Below are 15,747 nucleotides of genomic sequence, written 5' to 3'. Positions count from 1 at the left end.
TCCCGCGCACCCCAGCACGATGGGCTCATGAGGACTTCCCCCGCCCTTCGTGCCGCCGCCCTCGCCGCCGCCGTCACCGTGCTGCTGCCCCTGGCGGCCTGCTCGGAGGGTGCGGAGGGCGGCGGTACGGAGGGTACGAAGCCCTCACCGGCCTCGACCGCATCGCCCGCATCGACGGCGGACGAGCTGTTCTCCCAGAAGCTCGACTGGAAGCCGTGTCCTGCCCCCAACGAGGCCCAGGGCGGCGGCGGCTCACCCTCCCCGCTGCCCGGCGGCTCCGTCTGGCAGTGCACGTTCATGGACGTCCCGCTCGACTACGCGAAGCCGGACGGCAGGACGGTTGAACTGGCACTCGTGCGGAGCAGGGCCCGCGACCAGGAGCGGCGGATCGGCTCCCTCATCTTCAACTTCGGCGGTCCGGGAGCCTCCGGTGTGGCCACCCTGCCGTCCTTCGGTACCGCCTACGACAAGCTCAGGACCCGCTACGACCTGGTGAGCTTCGACCCACGCGGGGTGGGCCGCAGCGAGGGCGTCGACTGCTCCGACGACACCGGGCTCGACGAGCTCCACGCCAAGGACGCCACTCCGGACGACGCGGCCGAGGAGAAGACGTACATCGACGGCCTGAAGTCCTACATCGCCGACTGCGAGGACAACTCGGGCTCCACACTCGCCTACGTCGGTACGGCGAACGCCGCCCGCGACATGGATCTGATGCGCGAGGTCCTCGACGACGACAGGCTGTACTACTTCGGCATCTCGTACGGCACGGAACTGGGCGGCGTCTACGCCCATCTGTTCCCCGAGAAGGTCGGCAGGGCGGTCCTGGACGCGGTGGTCGATCCGGCCGAGAGCGCCCGGCAGTCCTCGCTCGACCAGGCCGAGGGCTTCCAGCTCGCCCTGGACAACTTCACCGCGGACTGCGCGGAACGGGACGACTGCAAGCTCCCCGGCGCCACGGGGAAGGAGGTGGAGCGGTGGATCGCCGACCTGCTGGACGAGTTGGACAAGAAGCCCGTCGAGGGGCTGGGCGGACGGCAGCTGACGCAGACCCAGGCCACCACCGGCATCGCGTCCTCCCTGTACTCCCAGGAGACCTGGCCGCTTCTCGAACAGGCCCTGGACGAGACGGAAAGCGGCAACGGCGGGCTGCTCCTGGCGCTCGCGGACTCGCTGGACGGACGCTCCGAGGACGGCCGTTACGACAACTCCAACGCGGCCAGCACCGCGATCAGCTGCGCCGACTCCAGGGTGCGGTTCACGGTCGGGCAGACCAAGGCGGCCCTCCCCGACTTCCGCAAGGCATCGCCCGTCTTCGGTGACTACCTGGGCTGGGGGCTGATGAGCTGCACCGGCTGGCCCGTCGCGGGCGCCTGGGACACCCCCGACGTCAGCGCCCCGGGAGCGGCGCCGGTCCTCGTCATCGGCACAACCGGCGACCCGGCGACCCCGTACGAGGGCGCGAAGTCGATGGCCCGGGAGCTGGGCAAGGGCGTGGGGGTGGAACTCACCTACAAGGGCGAGGGCCACGGCGCGTACAACAGCGGGAACCCCTGCGTGCGCAAGGCCGTGGAAGGCTACCTGCTGAACGGCAGGGTCCCGGCCGCGGGCACCGTCTGCGGCTGAGCGGGCCGGGCGGGCTGTCAGTGGCGGCGATTAACATGGCCGCATCTGTACAGCCCGGCGCGCGTGCCCGCGCCCGCGGGCAGGGGGAGGACGCACCATGGGCGTATTCGGACCCGACCGGCGGGCGCTCGCCCTGGCCGGGGCGGCTCTGCTGGTGACTGGGGTGCTCGCGGGGTGCGGCGGCGACGCGGTGCCGGAGGCTTCCGAGCCGCCGGCCACCCGGTCCATGCCGCCGGCCACCGCCGGGGCCGAACCGGGCTCAGCCCCTCTGCCCACCGCGCTCACCTCCCAGCGCCCCGACTGGCAGCGCTGCGAGGCCCCCGGGGCGGGAGGGCCCCCGGCTCCGACTGGCGGTGCGCCACCGTCGAGGTGCCACTGGACTACGCGAAACCGGCGGGCCGGACGATCGGCATCGCACTGATCCGCAAGGAGGCCCGTGACCAGGGCCGGCGCCTCGGGTCGATGCTCTTCAACTTCGGCGGGCCCGGTGGTTCGGGTGTCGGTATCCTGCCGGCCGCCGCCTCCTCGTACGGGAAGCTCAACTCCCGTTACGACCTGGTCGGCTTCGATCCGCGCGGGGTCGCGGCCAGCTCCGGCGTCAGGTGCCGTACCGACAAGGAGCAGGACACCACCCACAGCACGGTCGACATGACGCCGGACACCGCGGCTGAGGAGGCCGCCTTCGTGAGCGACAGCGCGGCCTTCGGCGCGGGCTGCCTGCGGCGCTCGGGTGCGATCCTGCCGCACGTCGGCACGGCGAACGCGGCCCGCGACATGGACGTGATCCGCCACGTCCTCGGCGACGACAAGCTCACCTACTTCGGCATGTCCTACGGTACGGAGCTGGGCGCTACTTACGCCCACCTCTTCCCGCGCAACGTGGGGCGCACCGTTCTGGACGCGGCCGTGGACCCGACGGCGGACTCGGTGGGGCACGCCCGCAACCAGACGGCCGGCTTCCAGCGGGCGCTGGAGAACTACCTGAAGGACCGCGGCCAGGACCCCGAAGCGGGTACGCGGCGGATAGCCCGGCTGCTCCAGCGGATCGACGGCAGCCCGCTGCCGACCTCCTCGGGCCGGAAGCTCAGTGAGTCCCTGGCGATCACCGGCATCGTGATCCCCCTCTACTCGGAAAGCAGCTGGCCCTCGCTGACGGCCGCGCTGGACGAGGCGGAGAGGAGCGGCACGGGAGACGGGCTGCTCGAACTCGCCGACGCGTACAACGGCCGGGACGAGGACGGGCGTTACGACACCCAGTCCCACTCGCAGCGTGCCATCTCCTGCGCGGACACCAGGGCCCGCTCCACGGCCGACGAGGCCAGGGCCCTGCTGCCCGGACTCCGCGAGCTCTCCCCGGTGTTCGGACCGTTCCTCGCCTGGGACACGGCCGGCTGGTGTGCCCGGTGGCCGGTCGAAGGCGAGTACGACACGCCGGAGGTCAGCGCTCCGGGCGCGGGCCCGATCCTCGTCATAGGCACGACCGGCGACCCGGCGACCCCGTACGAGGGCGCGCGGAAGATGGCGGACGAGCTGGGCGAGGGCGTCGGCGTCATGGTCACCAACCGGGGTGAGGGACACGGCGCGTACGGCGAGAGCGGGTGCGTGACCTCGACGGTCGACGACTACTTCCTGGACGGCGAGGTCCCGGCGGACGGCAGGACCTGCTCGTAGCGCGACGCGCACGGGAAGGGGCCGGGCCGCGGATGCGCCGGCCCGGCCCCTTCCCGTTCAGCGGGTCTAGTAGACCGGCTTCTCGGGCTCGATCTGGTGGACCCAGCCGATGACGCCGCCGCCCACGTGGACCGCGTCGGCGAAGCCCGCCGACTTGAGGACCGCGAGGACCTCGGCGCTGCGGACCCCGGTCTTGCAGTGCAGGACGATGCGCCTGTCCTGCGGAAGATCCTGGAGGGCGTTGCCCATGAGGAACTCGTTCTTCGGGATCAGCCGGGCGCCCGGGATCGAGACGATCTCGTACTCGTTCGGCTCGCGGACGTCGATGATCTCGATCTTCTCGTCCGCGTCGATCCACTCCTTGAGCTGCCTGGGAGTGATCGTGGAGCCGAGCGCCGCCTCCTGTGCCTCTTCGGACACGACGCCGCAGAAGGCTTCGTAGTCGATGAGTTCGGTGACGGTCGGGTTCTCGCCGCAGACCGCGCAGTCGGGGTCCTTGCGGACCTTGACCTGGCGGTACTGCATCTCCAGCGCGTCGTAGATCATCAGCCGGCCGACGAGCGGGTCACCGATACCGGCGAGCAGCTTGATGGCCTCGGTGACCTGGATGGAGCCGATGGACGCGCAGAGCACGCCCAGGACACCGCCCTCGGCGCAGGAGGGAACCATGCCGGGGGGCGGCGGCTCCGGGTAGAGGCAGCGGTAGCAGGGACCGTGCTCGGACCAGAAGACGGACGCCTGCCCGTCGAACCGGTAGATCGAGCCCCATACGTACGGCTTGTTCAGCAGAACGGCCGCGTCGTTGACGAGATAGCGGGTGGCGAAGTTGTCCGTGCCGTCCACGATCAGGTCGTACTGGGCGAAGATGTCCATCACGTTGTCGGCTTCGAGCCGCTCCTCGTGCAGGATCACGTTCACGTACGGGTTGATGCCCAGCACCGAGTCCTTGGCCGACTGGGCCTTGGAGCGGCCGATGTCGGCCTGGCTGTGGATGATCTGGCGCTGCAGGTTCGACTCGTCTACCTCGTCGAACTCCACGATGCCGAGCGTGCCGACACCGGCCGCGGCCAGGTACATCAGGGCAGGCGAGCCGAGGCCGCCGGCGCCGACGCACAGCACCTTCGCGTTCTTCAGCCGCTTCTGTCCGTCCATCCCGACATCCGGGATGATCAGGTGGCGGGAGTACCTGCGGACCTCGTCGACGGTGAGCTCAGCAGCTGGCTCGACCAAGGGTGGCAGCGACACAGGAACCTCAACAATGCAGGTGGTCGGTTTCTACGTACTTCAGCTACGTACGGTTGTTCTTGCGGTAACACTGCCACGCCCCCTCTCATTCCGAGATACCGGGTCCGATCCGCGAGACGATTTCGTCCCAGTAACTGGGCAGCGCCGTGAATGGATCGGTATGTCCGCCTTCATGGACGTGGACGGTCCGGTCCGTGAAGAAGATCGTCCCCGCACCCTGCCAGCGGGCGATGCGCATGGCCTCGTCGAGGTGGGTCCGCGGGACTCCGTGCACGAAGTGGGCGAAACGGCCGGGCGGGTAGGCGGCGGTCCACTCCGCCACCTGCGACCAGCGGTAGTCGGTCCACGAGCCCCGGAAGGTGACGAGCTGGTCGGCCGTCTCGGCGTAACCCGGGTACGGGTGGGTGTCGTGCCCGAGGACGATCCGGCCTTCGCCGTCCCCCAGGAGGGCGGAGAGCGTGCTGGTGAGCCTCCGCACCGCCGGGAGGCCGTCGCGCCCGGCGGGGCATCGGTCGAGGTAGAAGCCCGCGACCCGGTACCAGCTCACGAAGGACCGGGCGTCGGCGAGGAGCTCGTCGAAGGGGCGCTCGCCCCGGGCCAGATCGAGGTGGCCGAGCAGCCTGCCGCCGCAGGCCCGCACGGTGTCGTCCGGGGCGTCGCCGCGCAGCGCCCGCTCCCTGGCGTTACGGAGCCGGCCCGCGGCCTCCAGGCAGTGCGGGTCGGGCCGCGCGCCGGGGCCGTTGTCGATGTTGAGGACGGCCCAGTGCAACGGGGTGCCGGGCCGGGTCAGTTCGGCCCATTCGGCGGGGGCGAGCAGCGGATGCGCGTAGCCGGGTACGCCGAATCCGAGCCGGTCGCCTCCGCTGGTCCGCCGTGCGGTGCCCGTGGTGGTCAGATGCGGCATGCCGCCTCCATCCAGATGTCCGCGAGGGACTCCTCCAGGTTGATCCGGGGACGCCAGCCGAGCCGGTCGCGCGCGGTGCGGACATCGGCCTGCTGCCAGACGCCGCACCCGTCCGGGTAGGGGGACGGGGTCGCCGAGAGGTGTTCGACGACGGTCTCCACGGAGGCGCGGGGGGCGCCGATCGGGAGCCTGGGCGGGGGGCGTCCAGCTCATGGAGTGCGCCCGCGTAGCCGGCGACCCTGGCGAGGACGGCGGCGGCGTCGCGCAGCCGCACGGCCCTGCCGGTACCGATGTTGACGACACCCTGGGCGGCGGAGAGCGAGGCGGCGTGGACGGCGCGCGCCACGTCGCGCACGTCGACGAAGTCGCGCTGCACGCCGAGTCCGCTGAGCTTGAGTTCGCCGTCGCCCGACTGCATGGTCCGGCGCATGGCCTCGGCGAGGCGGCCGAGCGGGGATCCGGCGGGGGTGCCGGGGCCTACGGGCGAGAAGACCCGCAGGACGACCGCGTCGAGGTCGGAGCCCAGGACCAGTTCGGTGGCGGCGAGCTTGCTCACCCCGTACGGGCCGCCGGGCCGGGGCACGGCGTCCTCGGCCGTCGACGAACCGGGCTGCGAGGGTCCGTACTCGGCGGAGCAGCCGACCTGCACGAGCCGGGCGCCGCAGCCGCTTCGGCGCAGGGCCTCGCAGACGGTGGCGACGGCCACGGTGTTGTGGCGGGTCAGGTCGCGGGCGCCACCGCGGGTGGCGCCCGCGCAGTTGACGACGACCCCGGGGTGGACGGCGTCCAGGAAGCGGGTGAGCGCTCCCGGGCTGCCGCCCGCGAGGTCGAACCGTACGTCGGCGTCGTCACCCCGGCCGAGCGCCGTGAGGTGGACGGCCGGGTCGGCGAGCAGGCGGTCGGCGACGAAACGGCCGAGGAATCCGTTGGCTCCCAGCAGCAGCACCCTCATCGCGCGCCCCCTGAGTGCCGACGGCGGGCTGCCGGTACGGGGAATTGGGGGGTCATGTCCGGTTTCTCCTTGAGGGTGAGGTCGATATACACGGTGTATGGGGGTCCCGCGGCGTCGGCTCCACGGGACCGGCGCGATGGAGCGGTGTCACTTCGTGCCCGCTCGGGCCATGACGTGGGCGGACGCCCGGGAAAGAGCGACGGCGGCGTGGATCAGCAGCCCGAGGGCCGCCGCGCCGCAGGCGAGGGCCGGTACGGCTCCGGCACCACCCGCCGCGACGACGGCGTCGACGGGCCGGGCGAGGAGGCCGAGGCCGGGCAGGCGCCCGGCCAGGACGAGGACGGGGGCCGTCGCTTCCAGGGCGCAGGCGGCGGCGAGGCCGGTGGCGGCCGCCTCGGGGAAGCCGTGCACGGTGAGCAGCCGGGCCAGGAAGAGCAGGAATCCGAGCGCGGTCGCCGCGACGGGGATGCCGCCGGAGCCGTGGGCGAGACCGGCGACCGGCAGCAGGACGAGCAGAGCGCACAGGAACAGGGCGACGGCTCCGAGCAGTACGGGTCGCACGCCCGCGCCGAACTCCTCCAGCGCGCGGCTGCCGGCGAGTCTGCGGCGGGCGTGTACGGAGAAGAGGTGCGCGCACCAGGCGGCGGGGGCGACGGCGAGTGCGAGGCCGAGCAGCGGGGCGAGGTCTCCGCTGCGGCTGCCGTCCGGGCCGCCGCTCATGACCTGGGTCAGCAGCCCGTCGCCGTACATGGCGTAGGCGAGGACCCAGCAGCCGCAGACGGTGGCCGCCCGGCGGGGCCGGCTCGCGGCGGCCAGGGGCCCTCGGCGCAGGCTGAACCGCAGCCCGACGAGGACGAGGAGCGCTCCGGCGCCCGTCACGGCGTCCCGCGCGCCCCCGGTGAGCACCCCTTCGCCGGCCCTGAGCAGACCCGTGGTCGCGAGGCAGGCGGCGCCGGGAAGCAGTGTGAGCAGCGTCCACCCCGCCCGCGCCTCCGTGTCGCGCCCCTTGCGCGGGGGCGGGGGAGCGGCCGGATCGCGCACGATGCAGGGAACCCTGGCGTACAGCTCCTCGGCGAGTGAGAAGACGTCACGGTGCCGGTAGCGGGCGGCCGTTCGGTCGGTGAGCCCGTGGGCCTCCAGTCCCGCGGCGATCTCCAGCGGATCGACGGCCCGCTCGCAGAGCTCGCGGTGCCGGTGCATGAGCGACTTCACGGGGTCGGCGGGTCCGCGCCGCGCGCCGGAGCGGCGCGCGGTGGCGCCGGCGGCGACCTCGGGCGCGCGGCGGAGCGGGGCGAGGGCTGGGGCAGGGGCAGGGCCAGGGGTAGGGCTGGGGGTGGCGGGCACAGGCGCGGAGGTCGCGGCAGGTTCGGCTCGCTCGGGGTCAGGGTCGCTGTCCCCATCCGGCACGCCGTCCCCCCGGCCGCACGGCCCTCCGGGTCCACCACACCTCCGGAGCCCTCCGGCAGCCCCCACGGAGGCGCCGAGCAGTCGGTCGGCTCCGGAACCGGGGGCGCGTGGAGCAGAGCCTCCGAGCGGAGGTCCCAGCCCCCGTCCGCGCGGGGTGCGACCGGCGTGTCCGGTGCGGCGGGTGCGGCAGGTGCGGCAGGTGCGACCAGCGTGTCCGGCACGTCCGGTGCGGCAGGTGCAGCCGAAGCCTCGGTCGTGCGTCGGCCCATCGGGAGTGCTCCCTGATTCTGGCCGGCCATGTGGTCACGCATCGCCGGCCCCCGCCCCTGCGGCGGCCGCGTACGCGCCCGTCCGTCTGATGGCCCAGCTCGGCCGCCGGGCGGCGTCCGGCCCGGCGGTGACCAGGGCGGAGGTACGCGAGGCCGTCCAGCGGCCGGGCACATGGGCCTCGGCCGGAGTGGCGAAGGGGCGTGGTTCGCCGTCCGCGTCCACCGCGTCCGCCTCCCTCCGCGCGGGGGAGCGCGAGATCAGCTCCAGGTAAATGCCGCGAAATGCCGCGAGGTTCTGTTCGACGGTGAAGAGTTCGAGCGCCCGGGCGCGCGCCGCCGCGCCGAGGCGTGCGCGGCGCTCGGGGTCGCGCAGCAGCGCGACGCAGGCGTCGGCGAGGGCGCGCGGGTTGCGGGGCGGCACCACGAGCCCCGTGCCCCCGATGACCTCGACCACCGCGCCCACGTCCGTGGACACGGTCGCCCGGCCGCAGAACATCGCCTCGACGAGACTGACCGGGAAGCCCTCGACGACGCTGGACAGGACGACGACGCCGCCCGCCGCGTACGCCTCCGCGAGGTCGGGGATCTCGGGGCCTCCGATCTCCTCGAACGAGACGGGGTTGTCGCCCGGGGTGTGCGCGCCCGTGGCCTCGTCCGGAAAGAGCTGGGCGGCGAGGGCCCGGCAGGTCGCGAGGTAGGCGTCGCCGTCGGCCCCTTGCGCCGGGGCGCCGAAGATCCGCAGCCGGACGTCCGGCACGGCCCTGCGCACCTCGGCGAAGGCGTGCAGCAGCGCGATGAGGTCCTTGGCGGGTTCGACCCGGCCGACCCACACGAGTGTGCCGGGGCCACCGCCGTCGTCGCTCTCGCCTACGCCCCGGAAGCGGTCCGCCATCATGCCCGGATAGACCGTGCGCAATCTGGCGCGGTCGGCGCCGCACTTCTCCTGCCAGCGGCGGACGTGGGTGCTGCCGGGGGTGATGACCGCGGCCTGGCGGTAGACCTCGGCGGCGAGCTGCCCGCGGAAGGCCGCGAGGAGCGCGCGCACCGGCGCGGTGAACGGCTCGTCGGGCGTGGCGAGGTAGTGCGCCCGCAGACGCACGCCGTGCTCGGTGACCAGCAGCGGCACTCCGAAGAAGCGTTTGGCCAGCAGCCCGGGCAGGGCCGCTGCGCCTCCGGACGTGGCATGGCAGAGGTCGGCGGAACCGAGGCCGTCCTCGTCGTACCAGTCGAGGGAGAGGGGGCGCAGCGCCCGTTCCAGCTCGGCGGCGAAGGTGAGGAGGTCGGGCACGGTGGCGGCCTGGACGGTCCGCCCGGTGCCCCGTGCGCGGCAGGCCGACTCCAGGACGCGCACGGTGGTCTCGGAGCGGAGCGCGGCGGGCAGTCCCCCGTGCTCCACGGCGAGTTCGGCGAGCCCGTACAGGGCTTCCGTGAAGTGGGTGGCGGCCTCGTCGCCGGTACCGCTGCCTGCGGCGGCGCAGACGGAGGTGGCGAGCGCCGTCAGATGCGCCGTGAAGCGCCCGCGCTCACGGCGCCCGAACGACCGTCCGCCCCGGGGCCGCATCCCGGCCGACAGCCCTCCGCGGCCGCCGCCTCGAAAAGTGCGGCCGCCTCGGAGAGCCCCGCCGCCTCGAAGGACTTCGTCGTCGGAGGTCCACAGGGACGCGGTGCGCACGCGGCCGATATGGGGCGGAAGCCTGACCCAGCCCTGTTCCTCCTGGCGGGCGGAGCGGCTGAGCGCGTAGAGGTCGAACTCGTGCTGGGGAAGCCCGCGTACCAGCCGGTCGCACCAGAGCCTGGATTCACCGGTCGCATACGGATAACCACCCTCCGTGAGCAGTCCGATCCGCACGAGCACACCCCCGATCTTCCGTATGGACGGCCGCCGTTGGAACGGCGACTCGCAGCGGGACGACCGTAAGCGGATACGCCGGTGGCGCGACGGACGGTTGTCCGTCGCGCCACCGAAAGGGGTGAACCACCGTGACTTTTCCGCCCCCGCGGCGTTCTGTCGCGGTAAGGAGCCGCCCGGTTACGAAGGGTCAGGTCAGGGCCTGCCCTTGCGGGTTCCCTGACGCGCGCGGGCTCGAAGTCTCAACTGCCGGGATGTGCCCAGGGGTTGGGGCGGCACTCGATGCCACCGATCTTCAGCGACTTGGTCTGCTGCTGCATCACCGGAGCCAGCGCCCCGGGCGTCCCGCAGTTCACGTGCCCATAGCCCAGCCGGTGGCCGACCTCGTGGTTGATGAGCATCTGACGGTAGGCCATGAGCGCGTCCGGGCCGAAGGTCGACGATCCCTGGGCCCAGCGGTAGGCATTGATCATCACGCGCTCGGTCGCGGCCGAATCGCAGGAGACGTTGTCCTGCGTGGTGTCCAGACCTGATTTCGCACACCAGACTCCGGTGGTCCCCGGACTGGCCAGGGTGATCACGAAATCGGCCTCGCCCGAGGAGATCCGCTCGAAGGTCATGGCACCGTTGTGCGCCCAGCTCCGGTCGTCGTTCAGTGTGCTGTGCACGGCATCGGCGAAGAGCCGGCTGTCGAGGGCGAGACCCTTCTCCACATCGATCCGGTAGCGGTGCTTGACCCCCTTGCCCGGCGCTTTCGCCAGTCCGGGAACCGCTTCGAACTTCCCCGACGCCTTGAGCCCGGGCGCCAGCGGATAGGGCTTCGCCATCCTCTGCGCGTACGAGAGGGGCCTGACCTGGAGCACCTTCGGCTCCGGCGCGGGCCGGAAGTCGGAGCGGGAGGTGTCCTTCCCGCCCCCGCGGTCCACTCCGGTGGCCCGCGAGGCGATGTCACGGTCCGCGCCCGCGTCCTGGGCGACCTGCCCGGCCACCACGACGGCGAGCACGGTCGTCACCGCCGCGGCGGCGATCCCGGTGAAGGTCCGCCCCCTGGCGCCCCTGCCCGGCACCTCGGCTCCGGCGGCCCCGGCGCCCCCGCCGGCCCCCTCGCCCCCGGCGGCCCCGTCGCCCATGTCCGGGAGTGACCCGCCGTCATCCCCCCCGGAAACCGAGGCGTTCGGGCCGGTGGGCGGGGAAACGGGCGGCACGCCGTCGAACGCGTCGACAAATTCCTTCCGGGGCCCCGGAAGCACCGCTTCCTCGGCCGCGGCGGGCCGCCGCGGCCCCGTGCGCCGTTCGGCCGCGCGCTGCGCCGCCTCCTGGACCGACACCTGCCGGGCAACCACCTTCTGCGCGTACTCCCGCTCTGCGGAAGTACGCCCGTCGCCCTGGCGGTCGTCGTACCACTGCTGCGGCCCGGTCCCCCAGCCACCGCCGGCCTCGCGCTGTTCGGGGTGGCCTCCGCGCACCTGCGGGGCGCCGTGGAACGGGGTGTGGCCCTCGCCCCCGGAGGGCACGGCGGCGACGCGCCTGCGCCGCCCGATGCCGGACCCGGACGGGGCCGCCTCCGCCTGAGCGGCCCTCGACGGGCCCGTCCCGGGATCGCCTACGGCGTTCGCACCGCCCTGACTCTTGGCCTCGGGGCCTTTTCGGCTATGTCGTCCCACGCCTCGGATCAGCTCCCGCCGCATTCGTCGAGCAGATCCCGGAACGCCTGGGCGACCGTCTCCGGGTACTCCATCATGGCCACGTGCCCGGCATCGGGCAGTGTCACGAGCCGGGCGTCGCGGAAGGCCGCGGACGCCCTGCGTGCCATCCGGTACGAGACGAGCTGGTCCCTTCCGCCGTACACCAGCAGGGTCGGTGCGAGCACCCGCTGGGCCTGGCGCCACAGACCGTGCTGCCCACCCAGCGTGTACGCATCGACGATGCCACGCGCCGAACGCGTCATGGCGTCCCAGAAGTACGGCAGCTCCAGCCGGCGCTCCATCTCCGCCACCGCGTGACGGAAGCCTTCCTCGGAGACCCGGGCCGGATCGCCATAACAGAGTGCCATGACCCCGCGCGTGCGCTGTTCGGCGGTCCAGTCCTTCGTGAGCCGCGTGAAGAGCGCCGCGACCCCGGGGACGGCCAGCAGCCCGGTCGGCACGGCCGACCGCTGCACCCGGAGCTCCGGGAGCGCGGGCGAGACGAGCGTGAGGGTGCGCACCAGGTCGGGGCGGACGGCCGCGACCCGGGTGGCCACCGCGCCGCCCATGGAGTTGCCGAAGAGGTGGACGGGCCCGCGCCCCTCCGCGTCGAGCAGCCGGATCACCGCGCGGGCGTGCCCGGTCAGCGAGTAGTCGCCGTCGTCCGGCGGCGGCGAGTCGCCGAAGCCGGGCAGGTCCAGCGCCTCGCCGTCGACCACGTCCTCCAACAGCGGCATCAGCGCCGACCAGTTCTGGGACGAGCCGCCGAGGCCGTGGACACAGAGGGCGGGCGCCCGCCCCGGCAGCCGCGGCGGCCGGAAGCGGACGGTGAGGGTGAGGCCCGCCAGCGCGACGGAGCGCAGCTCCTCCCCCTCCGCGACCCTGACGGCACTGACCGTGGGGGCCACCGCGGCGGCGGCGGCACGGGTACCGGGCAGCTCGGTCGAAGACATGCGCCAATGTTACGAGACGATCACGCGCGGATTCGTGTGTTCGCGGTCACAGACCACGTAGCGGCGCGCGGAGCCAGCTCCTAGGCTTCATGGGAAGGAAGGGAGCCACCATGACGGTCGACCCCAGCGACCCGGACACGTTCGAGGACGTCCAGCCCGACGAACCGGCCCACGAGACCCCTGACGCCGACGCCGCCGAGCAGCGGGCGGAGATCCAGCCGCGGAGCGATGATCCGCTGGTGGGCATCGACCCGGGGGGCGCGAACGAGGCGGACGCCTCGGAGCAGACCCGCGTCGTCCCGCAGGACGAGGACGATTACCGGTAATACGCCCCGCTTTGCTCTCCGATCCCGCGTATCTGTGGCTATCGCAGTCGTCCGGTCCGTGAAATTCTGCGTCCGCGCCGCGCGTAGCCGGGTTACCCAAAAGTACGATGGCCGCACGGCGCGGCGTGCACGGAACAGCTGTGCTTGCACACAATTTTGGGAGGCGGCGTGACAGCCATCGAGCAGACAGAGGCAGCGCGCCCGCGGGGCACTCGCCTGCCCCGCCGTGCCCGACGCAATCAGTTGCTCGGCGCCGCGCAGGAGGTCTTCGTCGCGCAGGGCTACCACTCCGCGGCGATGGACGACATCGCCGAGCGGGCGGGCGTCAGCAAGCCGGTGCTCTACCAGCACTTCCCGGGCAAGCTGGAGCTCTATCTGGCCCTGCTCGACCAGCACTGCGAGTCCCTCCTCCAGGCGGTGCGCACGGCGCTGGCCTCGACGACGGACAACAAGCTGCGCGTCGAGGCGACGATGGACGCCTACTTCGCGTACGTGGAGGACGAGGGCGGGGCCTTCCGGCTGGTCTTCGAGTCCGACCTGACCAACGAGCCCGCGGTACGCGAACGGGTCGACCGCGTCTCGCTCCAGTGCGCCGAGGCCATCTCGGACGTGATCGCGGGAGACACGGGACTCTCCAAGGACGAGTCCATGCTGCTCGCGGTCGGCCTGGGCGGTGTCTCCCAGGTGGTGGCCCGCTACTGGCTCTCCAGCGGTTCCAGCATCCCCCGTGACACCGCCGTGCAGCTGCTGACCTCGCTCGCCTGGCGGGGTATCGCGGGCTTCCCGCTGCACGGGATCGAACAGCACTGACCCGCCGCCCGCCGGGCCGCCTCCGCGCGCTCACCCGCCGGTGTTCGCTGCGGGCGTTGCCCGTGGGGCCGTGACCGGTCCGCTCACCGGGCTAATGTGGCTGCGTACGGCGCGGTTCACCGCGCAGGGAGTGACCGTCGGAGGGACATAGCCGTGGAGGTCAAGATCGGGGTGCAGCACACGCCCCGGGAGATCGTTCTGGAGAGCGGGCTTTCCGCCGAAAAGGTCGAGAGCGCGGTCGCCGAGGCGCTCGCCGGCAAGGCGCAGCTGCTCAGCCTCACGGACGACAAGGGCCGCAAGGTTCTGGTGCCGGCCGACCGGATCGCGTACGTCGAGATCGGCGAGCCCAGCACCCGGCGGGTGGGGTTCGGCGCGCTCTAGGCGCGACACGGCGGACACCAGGAGCGGCCCGGCGGGACACCCGCCGGGCCGCTCCTTCGTCTGTGCGCCGTCTCGTCTGTGCGCATCTGTCCGCCCGCTCTCCACCGCGGGCCCGCCGGGCGCCGCCACGCCGCCGGCCGTCCCCCGGATGAGTACCGCGTACCGCGGGGAGGGTTGCGTCCAGCAGGCCCCGGGTAAGAGCGCCTACGACCGATTTGCCCTCCCCGCAACCGCGAGGTGATCCTCTGTGATCTGGGAATCCTTCGGCTCCGTCGTGCTCGGACTCGCCCTCTCCTGGGCGGCGCTCCGCTCACTGCCGGACCGGCTCCCGCCCGCCCGTGCGGTGTACGCCACCGGCGCACTGGGGGCTCTGTTCGGCGCGTGTCTGACGCACTCGGCGCTGGGGGCCGGCCATCCGCTGGGAACCCTGGCCGGCGCGGTGTTCGTCGGGATGGTGACGCTCTCCCTGCTGATCCGCCCGCGCCGCCGCACTCTGGCCCCTTCGGCGGCGGCTCAGTAGGGCCCCGCCGTGGCTCGCCGGAGCCCGGAGCGGCTAGGCGGCGAGGCCGAGCGCCGCCATCCGCTTGGTGTGCGCCTCGGTGATCCGGGAGAACATCCGGCCGACCTCCGCCAGGTCGAATCCGTCGGCCTCTCCGCCGACGAGCATCGTCGACAGCGCGTCACGGTCGGCGACCACCCGCTGGGCCTGCGAGAGCGCCTCGCCCATCAGCCGGCGGGCCCACAGCGCGAGGCGCCCGCCGACCCTGGGCTCGGCCGCGATGGCGGCGCGCACCTTCTCGACCGCGAAGTTCCCGTGACCCGTGTCGTCGAGGACGGCCAGGACCAGGGAACGGGTGTCCGTGTCGAGCCGGGCCGCGACCTCCCGGTAGAAGTCACTGGCGATGGAATCGCCCACGTACGCCTTGACCAGACCCTCCAGCCAGTCCGAAGGCGCGGTCTGGCGGTGGAAGTCGTCGAGCGCCTTGGCGAACGGCTCCATGGCCGCCGTCGGCTCCTCGTCGATCGCCGTGAGCCGCTCGGTCAGCCGCTCGAAATGATGGAATTCGGCGGAGGCCATCTTCGCCAGCGCCGCCTTGTCACCGAGGGTGGGAGCGAGCTTCGCGTCCTCGGCGAGTCGCTCGAAGGCCGCCAGCTCCCCGTAGGCCAGTGCGCCGAGAAGATCGACGACAGCGGCGCGGTACTGTGGCGCGGCGGACGCGGTGGCCCAGTCCTGGGCGGCGATCCCGGTGAGTGCGGGGGCTTCGTTGGCGTTGTCAGGCGTCTCCATGCAGCGCACAATAGCCGCCCCGGGGCAGGAGCACGGGCCCGGCCGACCGCCGACGTCACACCGTTGCGATGAATTCGCCCGACACACATGCGCGAATCCGGGGTACAGTGGTAATGCGCTTGCTGAGCATGTGACTGGCTCGGGGCGCTTTTGAATGAGGATGCCCGGTCGGTGGCCCGATCGGCTCCGACCCGACAGCCCTCCACGCGGGGCGTACGACACGTACGACCGCAGCTGAGGGGCCCCCTCAGCGGTACGAGCGCTCGAGCGACAGCAGTGGTCCCGCGCCACCCGGCCCATCCACGGCCGGATGACCAACCCCGGCACGGTACGACCCCCAGCGTTCGCCTCGGACCGCGTCTCACAGAAGAGGCAGCACCC

General features: G+C 72.7%; 12 protein-coding genes and 2 pseudogenes. 6 read left to right on the top strand and 8 right to left on the bottom strand.

The window, feature by feature from the left end:
• The first annotated feature begins 27 nt into the window (after positions 1–27).
• Together Sfulv_RS19245 and Sfulv_RS19240 are read left to right on the top strand one after the other, a co-directional pair.
• Positions 28–1,626: an alpha/beta hydrolase gene (locus tag Sfulv_RS19245; protein WP_173315731.1), complete on the top strand. Its 1,599-nt coding sequence runs from the start codon at positions 28–30 to the stop codon at positions 1,624–1,626.
• 97 nt (positions 1,627–1,723) lie between these two features.
• A pseudogene (locus Sfulv_RS19240) lies at positions 1,724–3,297 on the top strand (alpha/beta hydrolase).
• A gap of 66 nt (positions 3,298–3,363) precedes the next feature.
• Here Sfulv_RS19240 and moeZ read toward each other — a convergent pair.
• From moeZ to Sfulv_RS19205, 7 genes and pseudogenes are all read right to left on the bottom strand, one after another.
• Positions 3,364–4,542 (bottom strand): adenylyltransferase/sulfurtransferase MoeZ, encoded by a 1,179-nt coding sequence (moeZ, locus tag Sfulv_RS19235; protein ID WP_173315729.1) that lies wholly within the window; start codon positions 4,540–4,542, stop codon positions 3,364–3,366.
• 85 nt (positions 4,543–4,627) lie between these two features.
• A complete protein-coding gene (locus tag Sfulv_RS19230) occupies positions 4,628–5,446 on the bottom strand; it encodes a spherulation-specific family 4 protein (RefSeq protein ID WP_173315728.1) in 819 nt (272 codons plus the stop codon).
• Positions 5,434–6,398, bottom strand: a pseudogene (locus tag Sfulv_RS19225) (NAD-dependent epimerase/dehydratase family protein). The gene Sfulv_RS19230 and the pseudogene Sfulv_RS19225 overlap by 13 nt, the downstream one beginning before the upstream one ends.
• A 147-nt stretch (positions 6,399–6,545) precedes the next feature.
• The gene (locus Sfulv_RS19220; RefSeq protein WP_256669005.1) at positions 6,546–7,742 is read right to left on the bottom strand and encodes a hypothetical protein; all 1,197 of its coding nucleotides are present in this window, start codon (positions 7,740–7,742) and stop codon (positions 6,546–6,548) included.
• Between the two features lie 366 nt (positions 7,743–8,108).
• The gene (locus Sfulv_RS19215; RefSeq protein WP_173317998.1) at positions 8,109–9,923 is read right to left on the bottom strand and encodes a DUF3492 domain-containing protein; all 1,815 of its coding nucleotides are present in this window, start codon (positions 9,921–9,923) and stop codon (positions 8,109–8,111) included.
• Positions 9,924–10,165: 242 nt separating this feature from the next.
• Complete coding sequence (locus Sfulv_RS19210) at positions 10,166–11,587, bottom strand: DUF3152 domain-containing protein (RefSeq protein ID WP_371874686.1); 1,422 nt, start codon at positions 11,585–11,587, stop codon at positions 10,166–10,168.
• An 8-nt stretch (positions 11,588–11,595) separates the two neighbouring features.
• On the bottom strand, positions 11,596–12,561 hold the full coding sequence (locus Sfulv_RS19205) for an alpha/beta fold hydrolase (protein ID WP_173315724.1): 966 nt from the start codon (positions 12,559–12,561) through the stop codon (positions 11,596–11,598).
• A 110-nt stretch (positions 12,562–12,671) separates the two neighbouring features.
• Between Sfulv_RS19205 and Sfulv_RS19200 the strand changes: the two genes are divergently transcribed.
• The 4 genes from Sfulv_RS19200 (at position 12,672) to Sfulv_RS19185 (ending at position 14,598) form a co-directional block, all read left to right on the top strand.
• Entirely contained in the window at positions 12,672–12,887 is a 216-nt protein-coding gene (locus Sfulv_RS19200) for a hypothetical protein (RefSeq protein WP_173315722.1), read from the top strand.
• A gap of 168 nt (positions 12,888–13,055) precedes the next feature.
• Positions 13,056–13,697 carry a TetR/AcrR family transcriptional regulator gene (locus Sfulv_RS19195; RefSeq protein ID WP_173315720.1) on the top strand — a complete coding sequence of 214 codons (642 nt, stop codon included), beginning with the start codon at positions 13,056–13,058 and terminating at the stop codon, positions 13,695–13,697.
• 153 nt (positions 13,698–13,850) lie between these two features.
• Entirely contained in the window at positions 13,851–14,078 is a 228-nt protein-coding gene (locus Sfulv_RS19190) for a DUF3107 domain-containing protein (protein WP_173315718.1), read from the top strand.
• Between the two features lie 247 nt (positions 14,079–14,325).
• Complete coding sequence (locus tag Sfulv_RS19185; protein WP_173315716.1) at positions 14,326–14,598, top strand: hypothetical protein; 273 nt, start codon at positions 14,326–14,328, stop codon at positions 14,596–14,598.
• A 33-nt stretch (positions 14,599–14,631) separates the two neighbouring features.
• On the opposite strand, the gene Sfulv_RS19180 is transcribed toward Sfulv_RS19185, so the two are convergent.
• Complete coding sequence (locus tag Sfulv_RS19180) at positions 14,632–15,366, bottom strand: ferritin-like fold-containing protein (protein ID WP_173315714.1); 735 nt, start codon at positions 15,364–15,366, stop codon at positions 14,632–14,634.
• Between the last annotated feature and the right edge of the window lie 381 nt (positions 15,367–15,747).

It is taken from the genome of Streptomyces fulvorobeus (assembly GCF_013167895.1).
Taxonomy (GTDB): Bacteria; Actinomycetota; Actinomycetes; order Streptomycetales; family Streptomycetaceae; genus Streptomyces; species Streptomyces fulvorobeus.
Note: the sequence above shows the minus strand (reverse complement) of the source record. Positions and strands in the feature narration are given on the sequence as shown.